15 protein-coding genes and 1 riboswitch are annotated in these 20839 nt (G+C 72.0%); of the genes, 5 read left to right on the top strand and 10 right to left on the bottom strand.

What is annotated here, in order from left to right:
- Positions 1-34: 34 nt before the first annotated feature.
- A riboswitch (FMN riboswitch) is annotated at positions 35-165 on the bottom strand.
- A gap of 282 nt (positions 166-447) precedes the next feature.
- Positions 448-2808 carry a chitinase C-terminal domain-containing protein gene (locus ACIQMU_RS14855; RefSeq protein WP_402688973.1) on the top strand — a complete coding sequence of 787 codons (2361 nt, stop codon included), beginning with the start codon at positions 448-450 and terminating at the stop codon, positions 2806-2808.
- A gap of 331 nt (positions 2809-3139) precedes the next feature.
- Here ACIQMU_RS14855 and ACIQMU_RS14860 read toward each other — a convergent pair whose 3' ends face one another.
- Positions 3140-4330 (bottom strand): ROK family protein, encoded by a 1191-nt coding sequence (locus tag ACIQMU_RS14860; RefSeq protein WP_402688974.1) that lies wholly within the window; start codon positions 4328-4330, stop codon positions 3140-3142.
- A 156-nt stretch (positions 4331-4486) separates the two neighbouring features.
- Between ACIQMU_RS14860 and ACIQMU_RS14865 the strand changes: the two genes are divergently transcribed.
- Positions 4487-5719, top strand: coding sequence for an MFS transporter (locus ACIQMU_RS14865; RefSeq protein ID WP_352243252.1), 1233 nt, complete (start codon positions 4487-4489; stop codon positions 5717-5719).
- A gap of 237 nt (positions 5720-5956) precedes the next feature.
- Complete coding sequence (locus ACIQMU_RS14870) at positions 5957-7378, top strand: solute carrier family 23 protein (RefSeq protein WP_352243251.1); 1422 nt, start codon at positions 5957-5959, stop codon at positions 7376-7378.
- Between the two features lie 125 nt (positions 7379-7503).
- Here the strand turns inward: ACIQMU_RS14870 and ACIQMU_RS14875 are convergent, their stop codons facing one another.
- The 5 genes from ACIQMU_RS14875 to ACIQMU_RS14895 all read right to left on the bottom strand — a co-directional run bounded on the left by ACIQMU_RS14875 (position 7504) and on the right by ACIQMU_RS14895 (position 14086).
- Positions 7504-9213: an NAD(P)/FAD-dependent oxidoreductase gene (locus tag ACIQMU_RS14875; RefSeq protein ID WP_352243250.1), complete on the bottom strand. Its 1710-nt coding sequence runs from the start codon at positions 9211-9213 to the stop codon at positions 7504-7506.
- A gap of 203 nt (positions 9214-9416) precedes the next feature.
- Positions 9417-10220, bottom strand: a complete 804-nt coding sequence (locus ACIQMU_RS14880; protein ID WP_352243249.1) for a carbon-nitrogen hydrolase family protein — start codon at positions 10218-10220, stop codon at positions 9417-9419.
- A 183-nt stretch (positions 10221-10403) separates the two neighbouring features.
- On the bottom strand, positions 10404-10862 hold the full coding sequence (locus tag ACIQMU_RS14885) for an Lrp/AsnC family transcriptional regulator (protein WP_007453204.1): 459 nt from the start codon (positions 10860-10862) through the stop codon (positions 10404-10406).
- A gap of 136 nt (positions 10863-10998) precedes the next feature.
- Positions 10999-12456 (bottom strand): aldehyde dehydrogenase family protein, encoded by a 1458-nt coding sequence (locus ACIQMU_RS14890; RefSeq protein ID WP_352243248.1) that lies wholly within the window; start codon positions 12454-12456, stop codon positions 10999-11001.
- 163 nt (positions 12457-12619) lie between these two features.
- Positions 12620-14086, bottom strand: coding sequence for a GuaB1 family IMP dehydrogenase-related protein (locus ACIQMU_RS14895; RefSeq protein WP_352243247.1), 1467 nt, complete (start codon positions 14084-14086; stop codon positions 12620-12622).
- Positions 14087-14384: 298 nt separating this feature from the next.
- Here ACIQMU_RS14895 and ACIQMU_RS14900 point away from each other — a divergent pair, with 298 nt between their 5' ends.
- The gene (locus ACIQMU_RS14900) at positions 14385-15461 is read left to right on the top strand and encodes a terpene cyclase (protein ID WP_402688975.1); all 1077 of its coding nucleotides are present in this window, start codon (positions 14385-14387) and stop codon (positions 15459-15461) included.
- A 72-nt stretch (positions 15462-15533) separates the two neighbouring features.
- Here the strand turns inward: ACIQMU_RS14900 and ACIQMU_RS14905 are convergent, their stop codons facing one another.
- The 4 genes from ACIQMU_RS14905 to fmt all read right to left on the bottom strand — a co-directional run bounded on the left by ACIQMU_RS14905 (position 15534) and on the right by fmt (position 19951).
- Positions 15534-16529 carry a sugar-binding domain-containing protein gene (locus tag ACIQMU_RS14905; RefSeq protein ID WP_352241541.1) on the bottom strand — a complete coding sequence of 332 codons (996 nt, stop codon included), beginning with the start codon at positions 16527-16529 and terminating at the stop codon, positions 15534-15536.
- Positions 16530-16662: 133 nt separating this feature from the next.
- Positions 16663-17346: a ribulose-phosphate 3-epimerase gene (rpe, locus tag ACIQMU_RS14910; protein ID WP_352241542.1), complete on the bottom strand. Its 684-nt coding sequence runs from the start codon at positions 17344-17346 to the stop codon at positions 16663-16665.
- A gap of 136 nt (positions 17347-17482) precedes the next feature.
- Complete coding sequence (locus ACIQMU_RS14915; RefSeq protein WP_352241543.1) at positions 17483-18916, bottom strand: transcription antitermination factor NusB; 1434 nt, start codon at positions 18914-18916, stop codon at positions 17483-17485.
- A 102-nt stretch (positions 18917-19018) separates the two neighbouring features.
- On the bottom strand, positions 19019-19951 hold the full coding sequence (gene fmt, locus ACIQMU_RS14920; RefSeq protein ID WP_352241544.1) for a methionyl-tRNA formyltransferase: 933 nt from the start codon (positions 19949-19951) through the stop codon (positions 19019-19021).
- Positions 19952-20214: 263 nt separating this feature from the next.
- Here fmt and ACIQMU_RS14925 point away from each other — a divergent pair, with 263 nt between their 5' ends.
- Positions 20215-20769 carry a hypothetical protein gene (locus tag ACIQMU_RS14925; RefSeq protein WP_352241545.1) on the top strand — a complete coding sequence of 185 codons (555 nt, stop codon included), beginning with the start codon at positions 20215-20217 and terminating at the stop codon, positions 20767-20769.
- The last annotated feature ends 70 nt before the right edge of the window (positions 20770-20839 follow it).

Below are 20839 nucleotides of genomic sequence, written 5' to 3' on the forward strand. Positions count from 1 at the left end.
CGTCCGCCGACGGCGGCGTACCGATGACAACCCGCCGCGCACTGCCTCCCATCCGGACTTTAACCGTCGGTCCAGGAATCTCACCTGGTCAACCGGCCGCTGGCTGCGGACGGGTCGCGGACTGTAACCGCCGGTTCGGAATTGCACCGACCCCGGAGTGCGCTGCTACTGGTACGGAACCAGTCTGCCACGTGGGCCGCACGGCCATGCGGGTGAGCGCTGTGGGCTGGGTCACAGAACGGGTGGCGCGTTCCGGGCGGCGAGAAATCGACAGGAATGTTGACCGCTAAAGGTCCATACCTATTGACGCACTGGTCTAGTCCTCTTAATCTCTGCGTCACCTCCGAGGTTTCGGTCCGCCGGTGTGCGCACACCAGGACCCCGACACGACCCACCCCCTTTTTTTGCCAGTTGTGTTCTGCCGACCTCCCCAGGAGGAACGACCACATGCTGTCCCCCACCCGAGCGAGAGCCACCCTGCTCGCCGCCGGCGCCGCCGTCGCCGGACTGCTGATGAGCTCACTCGCCGCAGGCCCCTCGGCCGCCGCCGACCAGACCTCCTGTCGCCCCGACGGGCTCTACCGGACCCCCGGTGTCGACGTCCCCTACTGCTCCGTCTACGACGCCGACGGGCGCGAGAAGATGGGCGCCGACCACAAGCGCCGCGTCATCGGCTACTTCACCAACTGGCGTACCGGCAAGGACGGCAAGGACGCCTACCTCGTCCCGGACATCCCCTGGGACAAGGTCACGCACCTCAACTACGCCTTCGCGCACGTCGACGGTTCCAACAAGCTCTCGGTCGGCCCCGACAGCGCCGACAACGCCTCCACCGGCATGACCTGGCCCGGTGTCGCGGGCGCGGAGATGGACCCGGCGCTGCCCTACAAGGGGCACTTCAACCTGCTGACCAAGTACAAGAAGAAGCACCCGGACGTGAAGACCCTGGTCTCCGTGGGCGGCTGGGCCGAGACGGGCGGCTACTTCGGCCCCGACGGCGAGCGCGTCGACTCGGGCGGCTTCTACTCGATGGCGACCAACGCCGACGGATCGGTCAACCAGGCGGGCATCGACACCTTCGCCGACTCGGCCGTCGACTTCATCAAGAAGTACGGCTTCAACGGGGTCGACATCGACTACGAGTACGCGACGTCGATGAAGGACGCGGGCAACCCGCTGGACCACACGCTGTCCAACGGCCGCCGCGCAGGACTGGTCAAGGGCTACGACGCCCTGATGAAGACACTGCGCGAGAAGCTCGACCGCGCGGGCGCCGCCGACGGCAAGCACTACCTGCTGACCGTCGCCGCCCCCTCCTCCGGCTACCTGCTGCGGGGCATGGAGACGTACCAGATGCAGAAGTACCTGGACTACGTCAACATCATGTCCTACGACCTGCACGGCGCCTGGAACGAGTACGTCGGCCCGAACGCCTCCCTGTTCGACGACGGCAAGGACGCCGAACTGGCGCAGGCGAGCGTGTACTCCACCTCGCAGTACGGCGGCACCGGCTACCTCAACACCGACTGGGCCTACCACTACTTCCGCGGCTCGATGCCGGCCGGCCGGATCAACATCGGCCTGCCGTACTACACCCGCGGCTTCAAGAACGTCCAGGGCGGCACCGACGGCCTGTGGGGCAGGGCGGCCACGACCGACTGCCCGGCGGGCGCGGGTCTGACCAAGTGCGGTGACGGCGCGGTCGGCATCGACAACCTGTGGCACGACAAGGACACCGACGGCAAGGAATCACCGGCCGGCTCCAACCCCATGTGGCACGCGAAGAACCTGGAGAAGGGCATCGTCGGCGACTACGTCACCGACTACGGCTTCCCCGCGGACACCCGTCTCACCGGAACGTACGCCCGTAAGTACGACTCCACGCTGGTCGCCCCGTGGCTGTGGAACGCACAGAAGAAGGTGTTCCTCTCCACCGAGGACGAGCAGTCGGTGAAGGCCAAGGCCGACTACGTCGTGGACAAGGGCATCGGCGGCACGATGATCTGGGAGCTGGCGGGCGACTACGGGTGGAACGCGGCGAAGGGCCAGTACGAGACCGGCTCCACGCTGACCACCGCGATGTACGACGCCTTCAAGTCGGCCACCCCGTACGGCGCGAAGCGCTCCACGATCGACCTGCCCACCCAGGCCGTGAACATCGACGTCTCCTTCGGGCAGTTCCCGCTGGGCGACTCCAACTACCCGATCAGCCCCAAGCTGAAGATCACCAACCGTACCGAGGCCACGCTGCCCGGCGGTACGGAGTTCCAGTTCGACTACTCCACCTCCGCCCCGGCCAACGCCAAGGACCAGTCCGGGTTCGGCACCACGATCATCCGCAGCGACCACACGGCGGCCAACAACATCGGCGGGCTCAAGGGCGACTACAACCGCGTCTCGCTGAAGCTCCCGGCCTGGCAGACGCTCGCCCCGGGCGCCTCGGTGGAGCTGGACTTCGTCTACTACCTGCCCACCTCCACCCCGTCGAACTGGACCGTGACCTTCGGCGGGAAGTCCTACTCCCTCGCCGGCGACCTGGCCCGCGGCACCACCGTGGTGGAGCCCGGCACCGGAACCGACCCGACGCCGACGCCGGACCCGACCGGCCCGACGCCGACCCCGACCCCGACTCCGACGGAGCCGGGCAGCAGCTGCTCGGCTCCGGCCTGGAACGCGACCACCGAGTACGGCGGCGGCTCCACCGTCAGCCACGACGGCCACCAGTGGAAGGCGTCGTGGTGGACGAAGGGCGAGACGCCCGGATCCACCGGCCAGTGGGGCGTCTGGAAGGACCTCGGCGCCTGCTGACCCCGCTCCACCCACGTCCCGGCGGCGGGCGGACCTTCCCGTTCGCCGCCGGGTCAACCGCGACGGCCACCGGCCCCGGCGTCCACCGCCGGGGCCGGTGGCCGTCGCACGAGACGGGGGCCGTGGGGGGGGTGGCCGCTGCCCGGGGCCGTGGCCCTGGCCGGGAGGCGAAAACCCGTGGCGATGGCCGGGACGCGGGGCCGGTGGCCGGAAGGCGGGGGCCGTGGCCGTGGCCGGAAGGCTGACCGGCCGTGGCCGGAAGGCGGGGCCCGTGGCCGGGCCCGCCCTCGGCCGACCAGCCCCGGCCGGCCCCCGGCCGGCCCTCGGCCGGTCAGCCCTCCGGGGCGAACAACGCGTCCTGCGCCGCGTCCCGGGCTGTGATCAGCGCCCCGCGCAGCACGGCCCCGTCGCCCAGCGAACCGGCGCGGACCTCGGTGCGCAGGGGGGACATCGCCGCCAGCCGCTGCTCGACCCGGGCGGCGAGCGCCGCTCCGCCCGCATGGCCGACGGCCCCCGCGAGAAGGACGCAGCCGGGGTCGAGCACCGAGACCACGGCGGCGGCTCCGAGGGCCAGGCGGTCCGCCAGCTCCTTCAGGAACGGCTCGCCGGCCTCCCCCGCCTCCAGCGCGGTCCGCACCGCGTCCACGGCCGCCGCCTCCTCCCGTCCGTCGGCCACCGCGCCGAGGTCCAAGCGTCCGTGGCCGGCGGCGAGTTCGCACAGGGCGGCGGAGCCCGCCAGGGAGTGGAAACCGCCGTCGCAGTTGACCGCCGAGGGCAGCCCGCTCGCCCCGGGGACGGGGAGGAAACCGATCTCCCCCGCGCCTCCCGAAGCGCCCTGACGCAGCGCTCCGTCCAGCATCACGGCGGCGCCGATCCCCTGGCCGAGCCAGAACAGCACGAAGGTCTCCCGGTCGCGGGCGGCGCCCTCCCGGTGTTCCGCGACGGCCGCGAGGTTGGTCTCGTTCTCCACCAGGACGGTGGCGGGCAGCCGCCGCTGGAGCTCCCGGACCAGGCCCCGGTGCCAGGCCGGCAGGCCGGTGCTGTCGCGCAGCTCGCCGGTGACGGGGTCGATGAGACCCGGCGCTCCGACCCCGACGCTGTGCAGCGGTACGGATCCGGCGGCGCGGGCGGTGCGCTCCAGGAGGGCGACGGCCCGCTCGACGGCGGGTCCGGTGCCGGTGTCGCCGCCGATGGGCAGGGAGCCCTCGGCGAGGGTGGCCCCCAGCAGGTCGGTGACGACCACGCTGACGCTTCCCAGGCGCACGTCGAGCGCCGCGAGATGGGCCCGGTCGGCGACGATCCCGTACAGCCGGGCGTTGGGTCCGCGGCGGACGGCCCCCGACTCGCCCACGACCTGGATCAGCCCGGCTCCCTGGAGCCGCTCGACGAGGTCGGCGACGGTGGGGCGGGAGAGTCCGGTCAGCTTCTTGAGCTGGGTGGCCGTCAGCGGGCCATCCTGCTGGAGCAGCCGCAGGGCGAGCCGGTCGTTGATGGCCCGAGCCGTGCTCGGTGATGCGGGCATACGGGAATCCTTCCAGATCGCCGCCCCGGCGTTTCCCGGGCCGCGAGAAAGAACTATTTATCAGGCAGGGTTCCTGATAGTTTACGCCCCGCATCGTCGCACGGAGGCGCCGGGACAGTCGGCATCCGGGAATTCCCAGGGGAGGGACACGACGGCATGACGAACGACTCGACCGTCACGGTCTACAGCACGGAGCAGGTACGGCGGGCGCGGATCGCCATCGCCGCGGTCTTCGCCGTCCACGGGGCGGTGACCGGCAGCTTCGCCACCCGGGTGCCGTGGATCCAGGATCACGCGGGGGTGAGTGCGGGCCAGCTCGGCCTGGCGCTCGCCTTCCCGGCGATCGGCGCGTCGGTCGCGATGCCGCTCGCCGGCCGGATCAGCCACCGGTTCGGCGCGCGGACCGCCCTGCGGGGGCTGCTGGCGCTGTGGACCCTGGCGCTGATCCTGCCCGCGCTCGCACCGAACCTGCTCACCCTCTGCGCGGCACTGTTCGCCTACGGGGCGACGGCGGGGATGTCCGACGTGGCCATGAACGCGCTCGGCGTCGAGGTGGAGAACCGCCTCGACAAGTCGATCATGTCGGGCCTGCACGGGATGTGGAGCGTGGGCACGCTGGTAGGTTCGGCGGCGGGCACGGTCGCCGCCCACACCGCGACCGACGCCCGCCTCCACCACGTCATCGCGGCCGTGGTGCTCACGGCGCTGGGGCTGATCGCCTGCCGGGGCGTCCTCGACCTCCAGAGCCGGCCGGACGAGGAGCCGCCGCCGCGTTTCACCCTGCCGCCGAAGTCGGCCCTGGTCATCGGGGCGATCGGTTTCTGCGCGGTGTTCGCCGAGGGGGCGAGCCTGGACTGGTCGGCGGTCTACCTCCGGGACGTCCTGGACAGCTCGGACGGCCTCGCGGCGGCGTCCACCACGGCGTTCGCCCTGACGATGGCGGTGGCCCGGATAGCCGGGGACCGGATCGTCGACCGGTTCGGCGCGGTCCGCACGGTGCGCTCCGGCGGACTGCTGGCCACCGCGGGCGGGCTGCTGGTCGTGTTCTCGCCCACCCCGGCCGCCGCGATGTGCGGCTTCGGGCTGCTGGGCCTCGGTGTGGCGGTCGTGGTCCCGCTCGCCTTCGCCGCGGCGGGGCGCAGTGGACCGAACCCGAGCCAGGCCATCGCGGGCGTCGCCACCATCACGTACACCTCGGGGCTGATCGCCCCCTCCGCGATCGGCTCGCTGGCCGAGGCGACCTCGCTGGTGGTGTCGTTCGGCGTGGTGACGGTGCTGGCCTTCGGCCTGGTGCTGGGCGCCGGGGTGCTGCGGTCGGCCGACCGCAAGGTCACCGGCTCGACGGTCGGGGGCGGCGCGGCGGCGAAGAGCTCCTCCACCGGAGGCTGACCCGGGCCCGGGGCGGGCCCTGGTCCGGGGCCTTCCGCCCCGCACGGCGGCCCCGGGCGCACGCGCGGACGGTGGAGGGAGCGCGGTACACGGCGGGGAGGCGGGCCGCGGCGGGCGACCTCCGCGCACCCACCGCCCGCCGTCCCACTACCATGGCGCTGATCTTTTCCGCAGGTGAACACCGAACACCGGGTCGCAGACCGGCCGGCACACCGAGCAGACCTTCAGGGAGCAACCATGAGCCTCGGCGTGCGCTGGACCTTGCACGGTGACGGGAAGACACCGGCGCCCGGGGCGGTGGTCCGCCCCGACGAGCGGCTCTCCTGGCCCCGTACGTTCGGACTCGGCGCCCAGCACGTGGTCGCGATGTTCGGGGCGTCGTTCGTCGCGCCGGTCCTGATGGGCCTCGACCCGAATCTCGCGATCATGATGTCCGGCGTCGCGACCGCGATCTTCCTGCTGGCGACCAAGGGCCGGGTTCCCAGCTACCTGGGCTGCTCGCTGTCCTTCGTCGGCGTCGCGGCCACGATCCGGGCGAGCGGCGGGGACGTCGCCACCATCACGGGCGCGGTGTTCGCGGTCGCGGTGGCCCTGTTCCTCGTGGGCCTCGCCGTGCAGCGGTTCGGCGCCCGGATCATCCACGCGGCGATGCCGCCGGTGGTGACGGGCGCGGTGGTGATGCTGATCGGCTTCAACCTGGCGCCGGTGACCGCGTCGACGTACTGGCCGCAGGACCAGTGGACGGCCCTGGCGGTGATGCTGTTCACCGGCCTGGCCGTGGTGTGCCTGCGCGGCTTCCTCTCACGGATCGCGATCTTCCTGGGGCTGGTCTTCGGGTACGTGCTGTCCTGGGTCCTGGACCTCGTGTTCGGGAAGATCCACTCCCCGCTGGGCGGTGGCGCCGCCACCGACCACTGGCGCCTCGACCTGTCCGCCGTCGGTTCCGCTGACTGGATCGGGCTGCCGTCCTTCCACGCGCCGAGCTTCGAGTGGTCCGCGATCCTGGTGGCCCTGCCCGTGGTGATCGCGCTGGTGGCGGAGAACGCCGGGCATGTGAAGGCCGTGGGCGAGATGACCGGCGACTCGCTGGACGACAAGCTCGGCACCGCCATCGCGGCGGACGGCGCCGCGTCGATGCTCTCCACCGCCGTGGGCGGGCCGCCCAACACCACGTACTCCGAGAACATCGGCGTGATGGCCGCCACCCGCGTCTACTCCACCGCGGCGTACTGGGCGGCGGCCTGCTTCGCCCTCCTCTTCGGCCTGTGTCCCAAGTTCGGCGCGGTCGTCGCCGCGATCCCGGGCGGGGTGCTCGGCGGCATCACCGTGATCCTCTACGGGATGATCGGTCTGCTCGGAGCCCAGATCTGGCTCAACGGCCGGGTGGACCTGCGCAATCCGCTCAACCTGGTCCCGGCCGCCGCGGGCATCATCATCGGCGTCGGCGGGGTCAGCCTGAAGATCACCGACAACTTCGAGCTGGGCGGCATCGCGCTCGGCACGATCGTCGTGATCACCGGCTACCACGTGCTGCGGGCCTTCGCCCCGGCCCACCTCAAGACGCAGGAACCGCTGCTGGACTCCGGCACTTCCACGTACGACGAGGACTCGGACGAAGAGGGCGCGGACGGAGAGGGCGCGGGGCCCGGGAAGCACTGATCCCGCCGCGGGGGCGCGGCCGGCGGCACGGCGGACAGTCCGGCGGGGCGGTCTCCGCTCCCCCGGCCGCCGCGCTCTGCCCGCTCTCCCCCCGGCCGCCACGCCCTGCCGTCCGGTCCCCCGGCTCAGTCCTCCGGAAGCTCGACCGGGGCGATCTCGTCGAAGACGTCGCCGGGACCGGGGTTCGTCGCGTCGGTCGAGCCGCCGAACTGGTGCATGACGCCCCACACCGCGTTCAGCGCGGTCTGCACCGCGCCCTCGGCCCAGCCGGCCGTCCAGGAGATGTCGTCGCCCGCCAGGAACAGGCCCCGCTTGTCGGCGGGCAGCCGGTCCTGCATGAAGTGGGTGAACAGCCGCCGCTGGTAGCGGTAGTGGCCGGGCAGGTTCGCCTTGAACGCGCCCATGAACCAGGGCTCGTTCTCCCAGGAGACGGTGACCGGGTTGCCGATGATGTGGCTCCGGATGTCGACGTTCGGGTAGATCTCCCCGAGCGACTTGAGCATGACCTCCATGCGCTCCTGCGGGGAGAGCGGCAGCCACTTCAGGCTGTCGTCGCACCAGGTGTAGGAGAGGCAGATGACGGCGGGCCTGTCCGGCCCGTCGTCCAGGAGGTACGTCCCCCGGGTCATCCGGTCGGTCAGCGTCATCGACAGAGTGTCGCGGCCGGTGGGGTTGCCCTGGCCGTCGACGGCCTCGTCCAGCCAGAACGGCCGGTCGACCGGGACGAACAGCTTGGACGACTCCATGTAGTGGGTGCGCTCCATCGCCGTCCAGTGGTCGATCGGGAAGAGCGCGTCATCGCAGTCGACCTTGGAGAGCAGCAGCCAGGACTGCCCGGTGAAGACGGCGGCCGGGAAGGTGCGGATGTCCCCGGTGGCGTCGGTGACCGTGATGCGGTTGCCCGCGGTGCGGGTCAGCCGGGTGACGGCGGGGCGGGGCTCGCCCTCGTGCAGGGACGCCAGCGAGGTGCCGAGCGGCCAGTGGACGATCTTCTGCGGCTCCCGGTCCCACAGGCGCAGCGGGAGCTGCTGGCTGCCTCCGACGATGCCGCGGTGGTGGTCGTCGGCCTCGGTGTAGACGACGCGCAGGATCTCCAGGATGGAGTTGGGGAAGTCGGTGTCCCAGCCGCCGGTGCCGAAGCCGACCTGGCCGAAGATCTCGCGGTGCCGGAAGGACTTGAAGGCGTCGGAGTCGCAGAGGAAACCGTAGAAGGTCTGGTTGTCGAGCCGCTCCACGAGCTGCGCCCAGATCTCCCGGATGCGCGGGACGTCACGCTCGCGCAGCGCCCGGTTCATGTCGGAGAAGTCGGCGCCCTCCTCCAGACACGCGTTCCACGCCTCGGCCACGTCGCGGTAGACCTGCGGCAGGTCGTCGATGGTCTCGGCGTAGTGGGACTCGCCCTTGAGGTCCACGACGGTCGAGGGCGTGGCCGGGGAGAGCGGGTTGGGGAAGGGCCGGGTCTCCAGGCCCACCAGGTCGATGTAGTGCTGGAGCGCCGTGGAGGAGGGCGGGAAGCGCATCGCGCCCATCTCGGCGGTGAGCGAGGGGTCGCAGCCGTCGAAGCCGACGGTGCGCAGCCGGCCGCCGATCCGGTCGGCCTCGTAGACGACGGGCTTGAGGCCCATCTTCATCAGCTCGTAGGCGGTGATGATCCCCGACAGCCCGCCGCCGATGACGGCGACCTCCCGGCCGTGCTCGGTCGCCGGTATCTGCCCGAGGCCCGCGGGGTGGGCGAGGAAGTCGTCGTACGCGTACGGGAAGTCCGGCCCGAACATGGTGATCGGCGGGGCTGCCGCGTCGGTGTGCTGGACGGCGTTGGGCACCGTGGACGTCATGGGGTGAGGACTCCTTGCGCGGTACGGAGGAAGAGGCGGGGCGGGCTCGGGCCGGGGGTGTCCGACCATTCCGTGTGGATCAGCGGGCGTCGTCCGGTGCGGTGCGTCGCAAGGCGTCGGAGCGTCCTCATCGCGGAGCGATGCGGGCGTCACGGCAACGCCGCGAGGTGCCGCGCCGGACGACGCCCGCCCACGCGGAATGGTCAGACACTCCCCAGGGAGCCGTACATACCGGGGCGACGGTCGTGCAGATAGGGGTTGGCGGCGCGCGAGGCGGCCAGGAACTCCGGGTCCACCTCGCCGACGACGAGTTCCTCGCCGCGTCCGGCGCGGGTGCGCACGGTGCCGTCGGGGCCGGCCAGGCAGCTGAGTCCGACGAACTCGAACTCGCCTTCCGGGCCCGTGCGGTTGACGTACGCCACGTACAGCTGGTTCTCGAAGGCCCGTACGGGGACGACGGATTCGGCGACGTACTGGAAGGGGTGCATCTGCGCGGTGGGCACCAGCAGCAGGTCGGTGCCGGCCAGGGCGTGCGCCCGGACGTTCTCCGGGAACTCGACGTCGTAGCAGATCAGCAGGCCGATCCGGAGGCCGTCGAGGTCGGCCTGGACGACGGGCAGGTCGCCGGGGGTGAACCACTCCCGCTCGAAGCAGCCGAAGAGGTGGGTCTTGCGGTAGTTCGCCAGCCGGGCGCCGTCGGGGCCGATGAGCTGGGACGCGTTGAAGATCCGCTCCCCGTCGCGCTCCGGGTAGCCGTAGAGGACGGCGAGGCCGTGGCGTACGGCGATCTCGGCGACGGCCTCGGCGCCGGGGCCGTCGGCGGGCTCGGCCAGTTCGGGGACGGCGTCGCCGATGGCGTATCCGGTGAGGAACAGCTCGGACGAGACCAGCAGCCGGGCTCCCGCGCCGGCGGCCCGTGCGGCGGCCTCGTCCAGCGTCTTCAGGTTCTCGGCGACGGCGCCGGGACGTCCGGAACTCTGGAGCAGGGCGGTGCGCAACGACGGCATGGCTGACCTCGGACGGTGCGGGCGGGGTGGGGAGACGTATTGACGCTACGCGGCCCGGATCGGGCCGGACAAGGCGCGAGCGTTGCGCATCAACCGTCGATTCGTTGCGCGGGGAGGGCCACGCCCGGCGAATCGTTGCGTGGAGCGTCACCGCAGGTCAGCGGGGTGATGTGCGCCACTGTTCTAGGCTGGCGGGCCCTCCGCCGAATACCGCCGCAGCAGCGGCGAAAGCACCAGGACGGACTTGGTCCGCTCGACGTACGGCTCCCCCGCGATCCGCTCCAGCACCTGCTCGAAGTGGCGCATGTCGGCGGCGAAGACCTGCACCACGGCGTCCGCCTCTCCGGTCACCGTGGAGGCCGAGGCGATCTCCGGATAGCGGGCGAGGCCCTGCTTGATGGCGTCCGGGGAGGTGTTGCGGCTGCAGTAGATCTCGATGAACCCCTCGGTCTCCCAGCCGAGTGCCGCCGGGTCGACCCGCACGGTGAAGCCGGTGATCGCGCCTTCGGCCCGCAGCCGGTCGACCCGGCGTTTGACGGCGGGTGCGGAGAGGCCGACGATCGCGCCGATGTCGGCGTAGGAGCGCCGGGCGTCTTCGGCGAGGGCGTGGACGATGCGTTCGTCGAGGTCGTTCAGGCGCACGTCGGGCGGTTCACTTCTCTGCGGTGGGTCGGCTTGCGGGAGGCGGCGCGTACCGCCTCCCGCAGTAGACCATGAGCCGCCGTCGCGGGCGTGCTCGGCGCAGGGGGCCGCCCGGCCGGGACCGGGCGGGAGGCCCTCAGAAGGGGAACTGCGAGCGGCCGTGCTGGATGGAGATCCACTTGTGGGTGGTGAACGCCTCGATCATCGAGTCACCGTTCAGCCGGCCGAGGCCGGAGCTCTTCTCGCCGCCGAAGGGGACGATCGGCTCGTCGTGGACGGTGCCGTCGTTGATGTGGATCATGCCGGTGTGGATGCGCTGCCCGACCCGCACCCCGCGCTCGATATTGCCGGTGTGGACGGCGCCGCTGAGTCCGTACGGGGTGTCGTTGGCGATGCGGACGGCCTCGTCCTCGCCGTCGAAGGGCACCAGCAGGGCGACGGGGCCGAAGATCTCCTGCTGCAGGACGGGCGAGTCGGCGGCGAGACCGGTCAGCACCGAGGGGCTGACCAGGTTGCCGTCGGCGCGGCCGTGCAGGAGGGCCGTCGCCCCGGCGGCGACGGTCTGGTCGACGAGCTTGGAGATGGACTCGGCCTGCGAGGAGTTGATCAGCGGGCCGATCTGGGTCGCCGGGTCGGCGGGGTCGCCGACGGTGAGGGAGGCGACCTTGGCGACGAACTTCTCGGTGAACTCGGCCTCGACGGCGCGGTCGACCAGGATGCGGTTGGCGGCCATGCAGACCTGGCCCTGGTGGACGTACCGGCTGAAGACCGCCGCGTCGACGGCGTAGTCCACGTCCGCGTCGTCGAGCACGATCAAGGCGCTGTTGCCGCCGAGTTCGAGGACGGCGCGCTTGAGGTTCCGGGCGCAGACGGTGGCGACGTGGCGGCCGACCTTGTCGGAGCCGGTGAAGGAGATGACCTGCGGGACGGGGTGCTCCAGCAGGGTGTCGCCGATCTCCGCGATGTCGGTGATCACGACGTTCAGCAGTCCGGCGGGCAGCCCGGCGTCCTCGAAGATCTTGGCCAGCAGGGTGCCGCCGCAGACCGGGGTGTTCTGGTGCGGTTTGAGGACGACGGCGTTGCCGAGGGCCAGCGCGGGGGCGACGGACTTGAGGGAGAGCAGGAAGGGGAAGTTGAACGGGCTGATCACACCGACGACCCCGACGGGCACGCGGTAGACGCGGTTCTCCTTGCCCTCGGTCGGCGAGGGCAGGATCTGTCCGGCGGGGCGCAGGGCCAGCTGGATCGCCTCGCGGAGGAACTCCTTGGCCAGGTGCAGTTCGAAGGCCGCCTTCAGCCGGGTGCCGCCGAGCTCGGCGACGATCGCCTCACTGATCTCCGGCTCGCGCTCCTCGACGAGGTGCAGCGCCTTCTCCAGGACGGCCCGCCTGCTGTACGGGTTGGTGTCCGCCCACGCCTGCTGGGCGCGCTCGGCGGCGCGGTACGCCTGGTCGACCTCCTCGGCGGTGGCGACCGGGATCGAGGCGAGCTTCTCGCCGTCGAACGGGTTGAAGTCGATGATGTCCCAGGACCCCTTCCCCGGCCTCCACTCGCCGTCGATGTACTGGTGGGCCAGGTCAGTGAAGAAGGACATGAGATCCCTTACCGCAGAGAGGCAGGCAGCTGAGTGCGCTTCATATTACTTACATTGCAACAGAGTTGAAGCGCGCCCCCGGCCACCTTCCGGGACCGGAAACGACCCCGCCCTCTCCCGTGCTCGGGGCCGGGGAGGGCGGGGTCGTCCGGGTGTGCGGGGGTCAGTTCCAGCTGGCGTGCAGCGGCTTGCCCTCGGCGTATCCGGCGGCGCTCTGGACGCCGACGACCGCCTTCTCGGTGAACTCCGCCAGGGAGCCGGCACCGGCGTAGGTGCAGGCCGAGCGGACTCCGGCGATGATCGAGTCGATGAGGTCCTCGACGCCCGGGCGGGTCGGGTCGAGGAACATCCGCGAGGTGGAGATCCCCTCCTCGAAGAGCGCCTTGCGGGCGCGGTCGTACGCGGACTCCTCCGAGGTGCGGTTCTTGACGGCACGGGCCGAGGCCATCCCGAAGGACTCCTTGTAGAAGCGGCCGTCGGCGGACTGCTGGAGGTCGCCGGGCGACTCGTACGTGCCCGCGAACCAGGAGCCGATCATCACGTTGGACGCGCCGGCCGCGAGCGCCATCGCGACGTCGCGCGGGTGCCGGACGCCGCCGTCCGCCCAGACGTGCTTGCCGTGCTTCTTCGCCTCGGCGGCGCACTCCAGGACCGCGGAGAACTGCGGGCGGCCGACGCCGGTCATCATGCGGGTGGTGCACATGGCGCCCGGTCCCACGCCGACCTTGATGATGTCCGCGCCGGCCTCGATCAGGTCGCGCACGCCTTCGGCGGCGACGATGTTGCCCGCGACGATGGGCACCCGCGGGTCGAGCGCGCGCACGGCCCGGACCGCGCTGATCATGGATTCCTGGTGGCCGTGGGCCGTGTCCACGACGAGGACGTCGGCGCCCGCGTCCAGGAGCTGCCTGGCCTTGCCGGCCACGTCGCCGTTGATGCCGACCGCCGCCGCGATGCGCAGCTTGCCTTCGGCGTCGGTCGCGGGCGTGTAGAGCGTGGCGCGCAGGGCGGCCTTGCGGGTCAGGAGGCCGACGAGGCGTCCTTCCGCGTCGACGGCGGGGGCGAGCTTGCGGTTGGCGCCGTCGAGCTTGTTGAAGGCGTCGCGCGGGTCGATGTCCGCGTCGAGCAGCACCAGGTCCTTGGACATGACCTCGGAGAGCTGGGTGAAGCGGTCGACACCCGTGAGGTCGTGGTCGGTGACGACGCCCACGGGACGGCGGTCGGCGTCGACGACGACGCCCGCGCCGTGGGCGCGCTTGGGCAGCAGCGACAGCGCGTCGGCGACGGTCTGGCCGGGGGCCAGCTCGATCGGGGTGTCGAGGACGAGGTGGCGGGTCTTGACCCAGGAGATGACGTCGGTGACGACCTCGATCGGAATGTCCTGGGGGATGACGACGAGGCCGCCGCGGCGGGCGACGGTTTCGGCCATCCGGCGGCCCGCGATCGCGGTCATGTTGGCGACCACGAGCGGGATGGTGGTACCGGACCCGTCGGGCGACGAGAGGTCCACGCCCTGCCGGGAGCCGACCGCGGAGCGGCCCGGGACCATGAAGACGTCGTCGTACGTGAGGTCGTACGGGACCGCGGGGGACTCTGTGTAGCGACCGGTGCCCGGCTCAAGAAAACGCATAACACTCATTTTTTCATACGAAACGGTGCAGGACGTTTCCACGAAGACACAGCAAAAGACCCCCGCGTTCGTATCTTCCTCCGAAGAGGCGGCCGGGGGCTCCGGGGCAAGTGGAACCTGCCTTACCCACGGACCCTACCCGACCGGGATTCGCATCATTCTTGATCACCATCCCTGGACCGGGTGACAAGGGGTCGGGTAGCTTCAAAGCCGCAGGTCTCGGGGTGTCCGAAACGCCGATCCGGCTCATCGGCAACCCTGGGCACACCGTTTGACCGGAGAGGATCCAGATCCGCCCGTGGACAGCGAACTGCCGGACATCTACTGCCCGTTCCCCCAGCGGACCAACCCGCATGTGGGACACACCCGGGGGCATCTGGACGCCTGGACCAGACGGACGGGGCTGGTCCACCGCGAGTCCGCGAGGCAGCGATTCGAACAAGCCGATTTCGGGGCGTTCGTCGGCATGGTCTACCCGACGGCCGACGAGGAGCACCTCGATCTGGTGGCCGACTGGTTCGTCTGGCTCTTCCTCGTCGACGACCAACTGGACGACGGACACCTCGGCCGGTCTCCCGACCGGGTGAGAAACGTCGTCGACCGGATGCGCGCGGTGGTCGACGGCTCCGCCCCCGAGCCCTTGCCGGGCGAAGAGGTCCCGGCCGCCGTCACCGCCCTGGCCGACCTGTGGAAACGTACGACACCGAACGCGGCCCCGCACTGGCGGACCCGGTTCGCCTGGCACCTGGTCACCTACCTCACGACCGCCACGACCTGGGAGGCGGGAAACCGCGCCCGGAACACGGTGCCCTCGGAGGACACGTACATCGCCAAGCGGCGGCACACCGGGGCCATCCACGTCTGCATGGACCTCATAGAGATCGTGGCGGGGATCGAGGCCCCGGAGTCGCTCCACAACGACCCCCGCTTCATCACCGCCCTGGAAGCCGCCTGCAACCACGTGTGCTGGGCCAACGACGTGTACTCCTTCGAGAAGGAGCAGGTGCTCGGCGAGATCCACAACCTCGTCCACCTGGTCCGCCACCACCGGGGCTTCGGGGAGCAGCAGGCGCTGGACCACGTCGCGGAGCGCCTCGCGATGGAGACCGAGCGGTTCCTCACCGCGGAGGACGAGCTGCTGGAGCTGTATCCGGAGCTGTCCGGGCTGCTGGTGCCCTACCTCGACGGGATGCGGAGCTGGATGCGCGGGAACCTGGACTGGTCACGCCGGACGCCGCGCTACAACCCCGCCGACGTGGGCCAGTACGAGGAGCCCGAGGAGTATCTGGAGGAGACCGTGCTGGGTGTCCCGCCCGCGCGTGCGGAGGCCGCCGTGCCCGGCCCGTGCGCGGCCAAGGCGCCACCGGCCGGCTGAACGGGGCCGGGACGGGCCGGGGGGCCGTGCACCGTATGCGGTGCACGGCCCCCCGGTCCGTCCCGGCCGACGTCATTCCCCGTCGGGGTCGGCCCGGTCCAGCGCCGGGTGGACGCCCGCGGCGGACTCGGTGAGCAGATAGTCGGCCGCGGCGGTGTCCGTCACCAGGCTGGTGACCAGGCCGGAGCGCAGCACCGCGCCGATCGCCGCCGCCTTGCGCTGGCCGCCCGCGATCGCGACCACCTCGGGGATGCGGCGCAGCCGGTCCGCCTCCACGGTGATGCAGCGCTCCCCCAGATCACGGCCGACCCGGCGGCCGTCGGAGTCGAAGAGGTGCGCGGACATCTCGGCGGCGACGCCGAGCGAGGCGTAGTGGGCGCGCTCGGCGTCCGAGAGCATGTCGTGGACCGTGGAGATGCCCGGCTCCCAGGAGCCGATGGAGACGGCCGCGACCGTCACCTTGTCGAAGTACTCGAAGGCGCGGGCGATGCCGGTCTGGTCCCGCAGTGCGGCGGCCGTCGCGGGGTCGGGCAGCAGCATGGGCGCGTAGATGGGGTGCGCCTCGCCGCCGGAGACCTGGGCGGCCCGGCGGACCGCCTCCACCGAGCCGCGCTCGGCGGTGCCAGCGTCGTACACGCCGGTCAGCTGGACGACCGTGCACGGCGGGAGCCGGTCCAGGGCGGCCGCCATGTGGATGGTGGAGCGGCCCCAGGCCAGGCCGAGCACATCGCCCTCGGCCACCAGCTCGCCGAGGAGGTCGGCCGCGACCTCGCCGAGGTTCTCCGGGTCGGGGGCGTCCTCCTGCTCCTCGGCCGGGGACTCGACGACCACCGCGTGCCGCAGCCCGTAGCGGGCGCGCAGGGCGTCGGAGCGTTCGGCGTCCAGCTCGGCCGGCACCCGGATCTCGATGCGTACGAGATCGCGTTCGAGGGCGGTCTCCAGGACCCGGGCCACCTTGAAGCGGCTCACGCCGAACTCCTCGGCGATCTGGATCTTGGACTTGCCCTCCAGGTAGAACCGGCGGGCCATGGCCGCCGCCTGCACCAGCTCCGCAGGTCCCATCCGCATGGCTGACCGACCCGCCGAGATGCCAGACACCGCGATCTCCTCACTGCTGTTCACACGCCCGATACGCCGTTCATCCTGTCAGATACGGCGATCCTTGATCAGCCCTGTCGGGCCACGTTCATCTGTCCTTGGTTCAGTGGTCGCACGCCCAGGGAGCCCCGGCCGTGACCGCGTCCGCCTGCGCCCGCAGATCCCGCACCGCCGCCGCCGGGTCCGCCGCGCCGTAGACGGCGGACCCGGCCACGAAGACGTCCGCTCCCGCCTCGGCGCACCGTTCGATGGTGGCGGCCGAGACCCCGCCGTCGACCTGGAGCCACAGTTCGAGGCCGTGCTTGCTGATCAGCTCCCGGGTGCGGCGGATCTTCGGCAGCATGATGTCCAGGAAGGACTGGCCTCCGAAGCCCGGCTCGACCGTCATGATCAGCAGCATGTCCAGCTCGGGGAGCAGGTCCTCGTACGGCTCGACGGGCGTCGCGGGCTTGAGCGCCATCGAGGCGCGCGCCCCCTTCGCCCGGATCTCCCGCGCCAGGCGCACCGGAGCGGCCGCGGCCTCCGCGTGGAAGGTGACCGACCCGGCGCCCGCCTCCACGTACTGCGGGGCCCAGCGGTCCGCGTCCTCGATCATGAGGTGGCAGTCCAGCGGGATGTCCGTGGCCTTGCTGAGCGCCTCGACGACCGGCACGCCGAGAGTCAGGTTCGGCACGAAGTGGTTGTCCATGACATCGACGTGGAGCCAGTCCGCGCCTTCGACGGCCTTCGCCTCCTCGGCGAGACGTGCGAAATCCGCGGACAGGATGCTGGGGTTGATCTGCGCCATGACCCCAGCCTGCCACGTCTCCCGCCGGTTCCCCGCCCCGATGCGCCCCGAAGCCTCACACGATCATCACAGTTCGCGCATTCTGGGCATTTTGCCAGCGCTTTGCTGTTCTCTCGCTGTTCGCGGGGCCGGATTCTCAGCCGGTCCGGCGCAGCAGCGCCAGGTACATCGCGTCCGTACCGTGCAGATGCGGCCAGAGCTGGACGTCGGGTCCCTCGCCGAGAGCGGGCACCCCGGGCATCAGCGGGCGGGCGTCGACCCACTCCGCCTCCACCGGCTCCCCGCCCCGGCCCTTGAGGACGTCCTCGACCACCACCCGGGTCTCCGCGAGATGCGGCGAGCAGGTCGCGTAGCCGACCACGCCGCCGACCCGTACGGCCTTCAACGCCTCGCGGAGCAGGCCGCGCTGGAGCGGGGCGAAGCCCTCCAGGTCCTCGGCGCGACGCCGCCAGCGGGACTCCGGGCGGCGCCGCAGCGCACCCAGGCCGGAGCACGGCACGTCCATCAGGATGCGGTCGAACGTGCCGGGCAGCCACGGCGGGCGGGTGCCGTCCGTCGTGATCACCTGGTACGGGCCGGGGTTGCCGGCGAGCGCCCGCTCGACCAGCCGGGCGCGGTGCGGCTGCTTCTCCGCGGCGAGCAGGGTGGCGCCCCGCCCGGCCGCGAGGGCGGCCAGCAGGGCGGCCTTGCCCCCGGGTCCGGCGCAGCCGTCCAGCCAGCGGGTGTCGCGGCCCTCCACGGGTGCGGCGGCCAGCGCGGCGGCGACGAGCTGGCTGCCCTCGTCCTGGACGCCCGCCCGGCCCTCCTGGACGGCCTCCAGCGCGCCGGGCTCGCCCCCCTCGGCCATCCGGACGGCGTACGGGGACCAGCGGCCCGGCAGGGAGTTGTCCTCGCCCAGGGCCTTGGCCAGCTCGTCGGTGGTGGAGCGGCCGGGGCGGGCCGCCAACGTCACCTCGGGCCGCTCGTTGTCGGCTTCCAGGAGGTCCTCGATGCCCGCCCGGCCGCCGCCCAGCGCGTCCCACAGGGCGGAGACGATCCAGCGGGGGTGGGAGTGCACGACGGACAGGTGGTCCTCGGCGTCCTCGTCGTAGGGCGGGGCGACCTTCTCCACCCAGCCGTCGAGGTCGTGCGCGGTGACCTTGCGCAGCACCGCGTTGACGAACTTCGCGCGCCCCTCCCCCAGCACCACCCGGGCCAGCTCCACACTGGCGGAGACCGCCGCGTGGGTGGGGATGCGGGTGCCGAGCAGCTGGTGGACGCCCATGTTCAGGACGTCGAGCACCGGCGGGTCGACCTCTCGCAGCGGCCGGTCGATGCAGGCGGCCACGATCGCGTCGTACGTGCCCTGGCGGCGCAGCGTCCCGTAGACCAGTTCGGTCGCCAGCGCCGCGTCCCGGCCGTCGAAGCCGCCCTTGGCGCGGGCCTTCTTCAGCAGCGGCGGCAGCACGAGGTTGGCGTACGCGTCGCGCTCGTCGACGGCCCGGAGCGCCTCGAAGGCGAGGAAACGGACGGGGTCCTTCTGCGGACGGCGGTGGGGCTTGGCGGGACGGCGACGCGGCTGGTCGTTCACGTGAAAGGTGCTCCGCTGATGGTGTGGGGTGCGAACCCTCCCAGCGTACGTCGCCGCCTCCGGGGCCCCGGACGAAGGCCCGGGCACCGCCGCCGAGTGCCGCTACGGGCCCAGCAGCTCGCCGTGGGCGATGCGGACGCCGCGCGCCCAGTCCGCGGCCCTCATCGGCTTCTTGCCCTGCGGCTGGACCCAGAGCAGCTCGACCGCGTGGGACCCGGTGCCCACGTACACGTTGTTCTTGGCGGCCGACAGCTCGCCGGGGGCCAGGTCGGTGCGGTCCAGGACCGGTGTGGCCTGGACCAGCTTGAGCCGCTCGCCGCGGAACAGGGTCCAGGCCCCGGGGGCGGGGGTGCAGCCGCGCACCACCCGGTCGACCCGCAGGGCGGGCGCGGACCACTGGACCCGGGCGCCCTCGACCGTGATCTTCGGGGCCAGGGTGACGCCCTCGTGGGGCTGGGGCACGGCGTGCAGCGTGCCGTCCTCGATGCCGTCCATGGTGGCGGCGAGCAGCCCGGCGCCGGCGAAGGCGAGCCGGGTGAGCAGGTCGCCGCTGGTGTCGGTGGGGCGGACCTCCTCGGTGAGGACGCCGTAGACGGGGCCGGAGTCCAGGCCCTCCTCGATCAGGAAGGTCGACGCGCCGGTCACCTCGTCCCCGGCCATCACCGCGTGCTGGACCGGCGCCGCGCCCCGCCAGGCGGGCAGCAGCGAGAAGTGCAGGTTGACCCAGCCCCGGGCGGGCACGTCGAGTGCGATCTTGGGCAGCAGGGCTCCGTAGGCGACGACCGGGCAGCAGTCCGGGGCGATCTCGCGCAGCCGGGCGAGGAACTCCTCGTCCCGGGGCTTCGCCGGCTTGAGCACCTCGATCCCGGCCTCCTCCGCCCGCTCGGCCACCGGGCTGGCGACGAGTCGGCGGCCCCGCCCGGCGGGGGCGTCCGGACGGGTCACCACGGCGGCCACCTCATGGCGGTCGGAGGCGATCAGGGCGTCCAGGGCGGGGACGGCGACTTCGGGGGTGCCGGCGAAGACGAGCTTCATGGGTGGCTGACTGCCTCTCGGGCCAAGACGTACGGTGACGGGCAGCACACCAGTCTAGGGGGTGGCCCGCCCGCCGGGCGCGGCCCTCGGGGCGCACGGCGGCCGGGGGGCGTACGCGCGCCGCGCACGCCGCGTGCATATGCACATACGCCCCGATAGCGTGACCACATACCCGGCTCGGGCGTTGGTCAAAGGAGATTGACCGAAGCGGGCCGCCCCGATGCGGCCCGATCCCTTTCAACGCCGGTTCGAGAGGCTTCTTCATGGCCGACCACGCAACCCACGACGCCCAAGCGCGGGCCAGTCTGCATCTTCTGGTGCGGGACATCGAGCGGGTCCGGCGGCAGGTGGACGCGCTGCGCACCCTCACCGCCCAGCTGGGCAACGTCTACCGTCCGCGCCGCTCCGGCCCCTCCGCGGGCTTCGTCGTCTACGGCAGGGCCCCGGCCCCCACCGTCCGCCTCGCCCAGGAACTGCGGGACAGCGTCGAGACCCTCGTCACGGCCGCGGTGGACTTCGACCGCTCGCTGGGCTTCTCCTGGGACGCGGTGGGCTCCGCCCTCGGCGTCACCAAGCAGGCGGTGCACCGCCGCTACGGAACGCGCCGCACCACTGCGCAGCCGGTCGCCGAGACGGGCGGCGAGACCACGGCCGCGCCTCGCCCGGTCTCCGTCGGTCACGGCCCGGCCGGAGGCTCCGCCTCCCCGGTGCCCACGGTCCCGGCGGCCCGCTCGATGCCGCCGCAGCCGTCGGCCGCCCAGCAGCCGGTCCGCGAGGACCTGCGTCCCGGCGCCTTCCCGGGCCCCCGCAACCGCTGACCGTCCCCCGCCCCTTCTGCCCCACCGTGCCGGTCGCACGGCGGGGCAGTCCCATGTCCGGGTGCGGCGG

The sequence above is a fragment of the Streptomyces sp. NPDC091649 genome (assembly GCF_044756785.1).
Lineage (GTDB): Bacteria > Actinomycetota > Actinomycetes > Streptomycetales > Streptomycetaceae > Streptomyces.

What these genes read in the sequence shown, in the direction of transcription:
- ACIQMU_RS14925 (WP_352241545.1), top strand. Translation starts at nt 20,215, where the DNA reads ATGGCCGACCACGCAACCCACGACGCCCAAGCGCGGGCCAGTCTGCAT.
- ACIQMU_RS14905 (WP_352241541.1), bottom strand. Translation starts at nt 16,529, where the DNA reads ATGCGGATGGGACCTGCGGAGCTGGTGCAGGCGGCGGCCATGGCCCGC.
- ACIQMU_RS14875 (WP_352243250.1), bottom strand. Translation starts at nt 9,213, where the DNA reads ATGACGTCCACGGTGCCCAACGCCGTCCAGCACACCGACGCGGCAGCC.
- ACIQMU_RS14880 (WP_352243249.1), bottom strand. Translation starts at nt 10,220, where the DNA reads ATGCCGTCGTTGCGCACCGCCCTGCTCCAGAGTTCCGGACGTCCCGGC.
- ACIQMU_RS14860 (WP_402688974.1), bottom strand. Translation starts at nt 4,330, where the DNA reads ATGCCCGCATCACCGAGCACGGCTCGGGCCATCAACGACCGGCTCGCC.
- ACIQMU_RS14870 (WP_352243251.1), top strand. Translation starts at nt 5,957, where the DNA reads ATGAGCCTCGGCGTGCGCTGGACCTTGCACGGTGACGGGAAGACACCG.
- ACIQMU_RS14865 (WP_352243252.1), top strand. Translation starts at nt 4,487, where the DNA reads ATGACGAACGACTCGACCGTCACGGTCTACAGCACGGAGCAGGTACGG.
- ACIQMU_RS14895 (WP_352243247.1), bottom strand. Translation starts at nt 14,086, where the DNA reads ATGCGTTTTCTTGAGCCGGGCACCGGTCGCTACACAGAGTCCCCCGCG.
- ACIQMU_RS14890 (WP_352243248.1), bottom strand. Translation starts at nt 12,456, where the DNA reads ATGTCCTTCTTCACTGACCTGGCCCACCAGTACATCGACGGCGAGTGG.
- rpe (WP_352241542.1), bottom strand. Translation starts at nt 17,346, where the DNA reads ATGGCGCAGATCAACCCCAGCATCCTGTCCGCGGATTTCGCACGTCTC.
- ACIQMU_RS14855 (WP_402688973.1), top strand. Translation starts at nt 448, where the DNA reads ATGCTGTCCCCCACCCGAGCGAGAGCCACCCTGCTCGCCGCCGGCGCC.
- fmt (WP_352241544.1), bottom strand. Translation starts at nt 19,951, where the DNA reads ATGAAGCTCGTCTTCGCCGGCACCCCCGAAGTCGCCGTCCCCGCCCTG.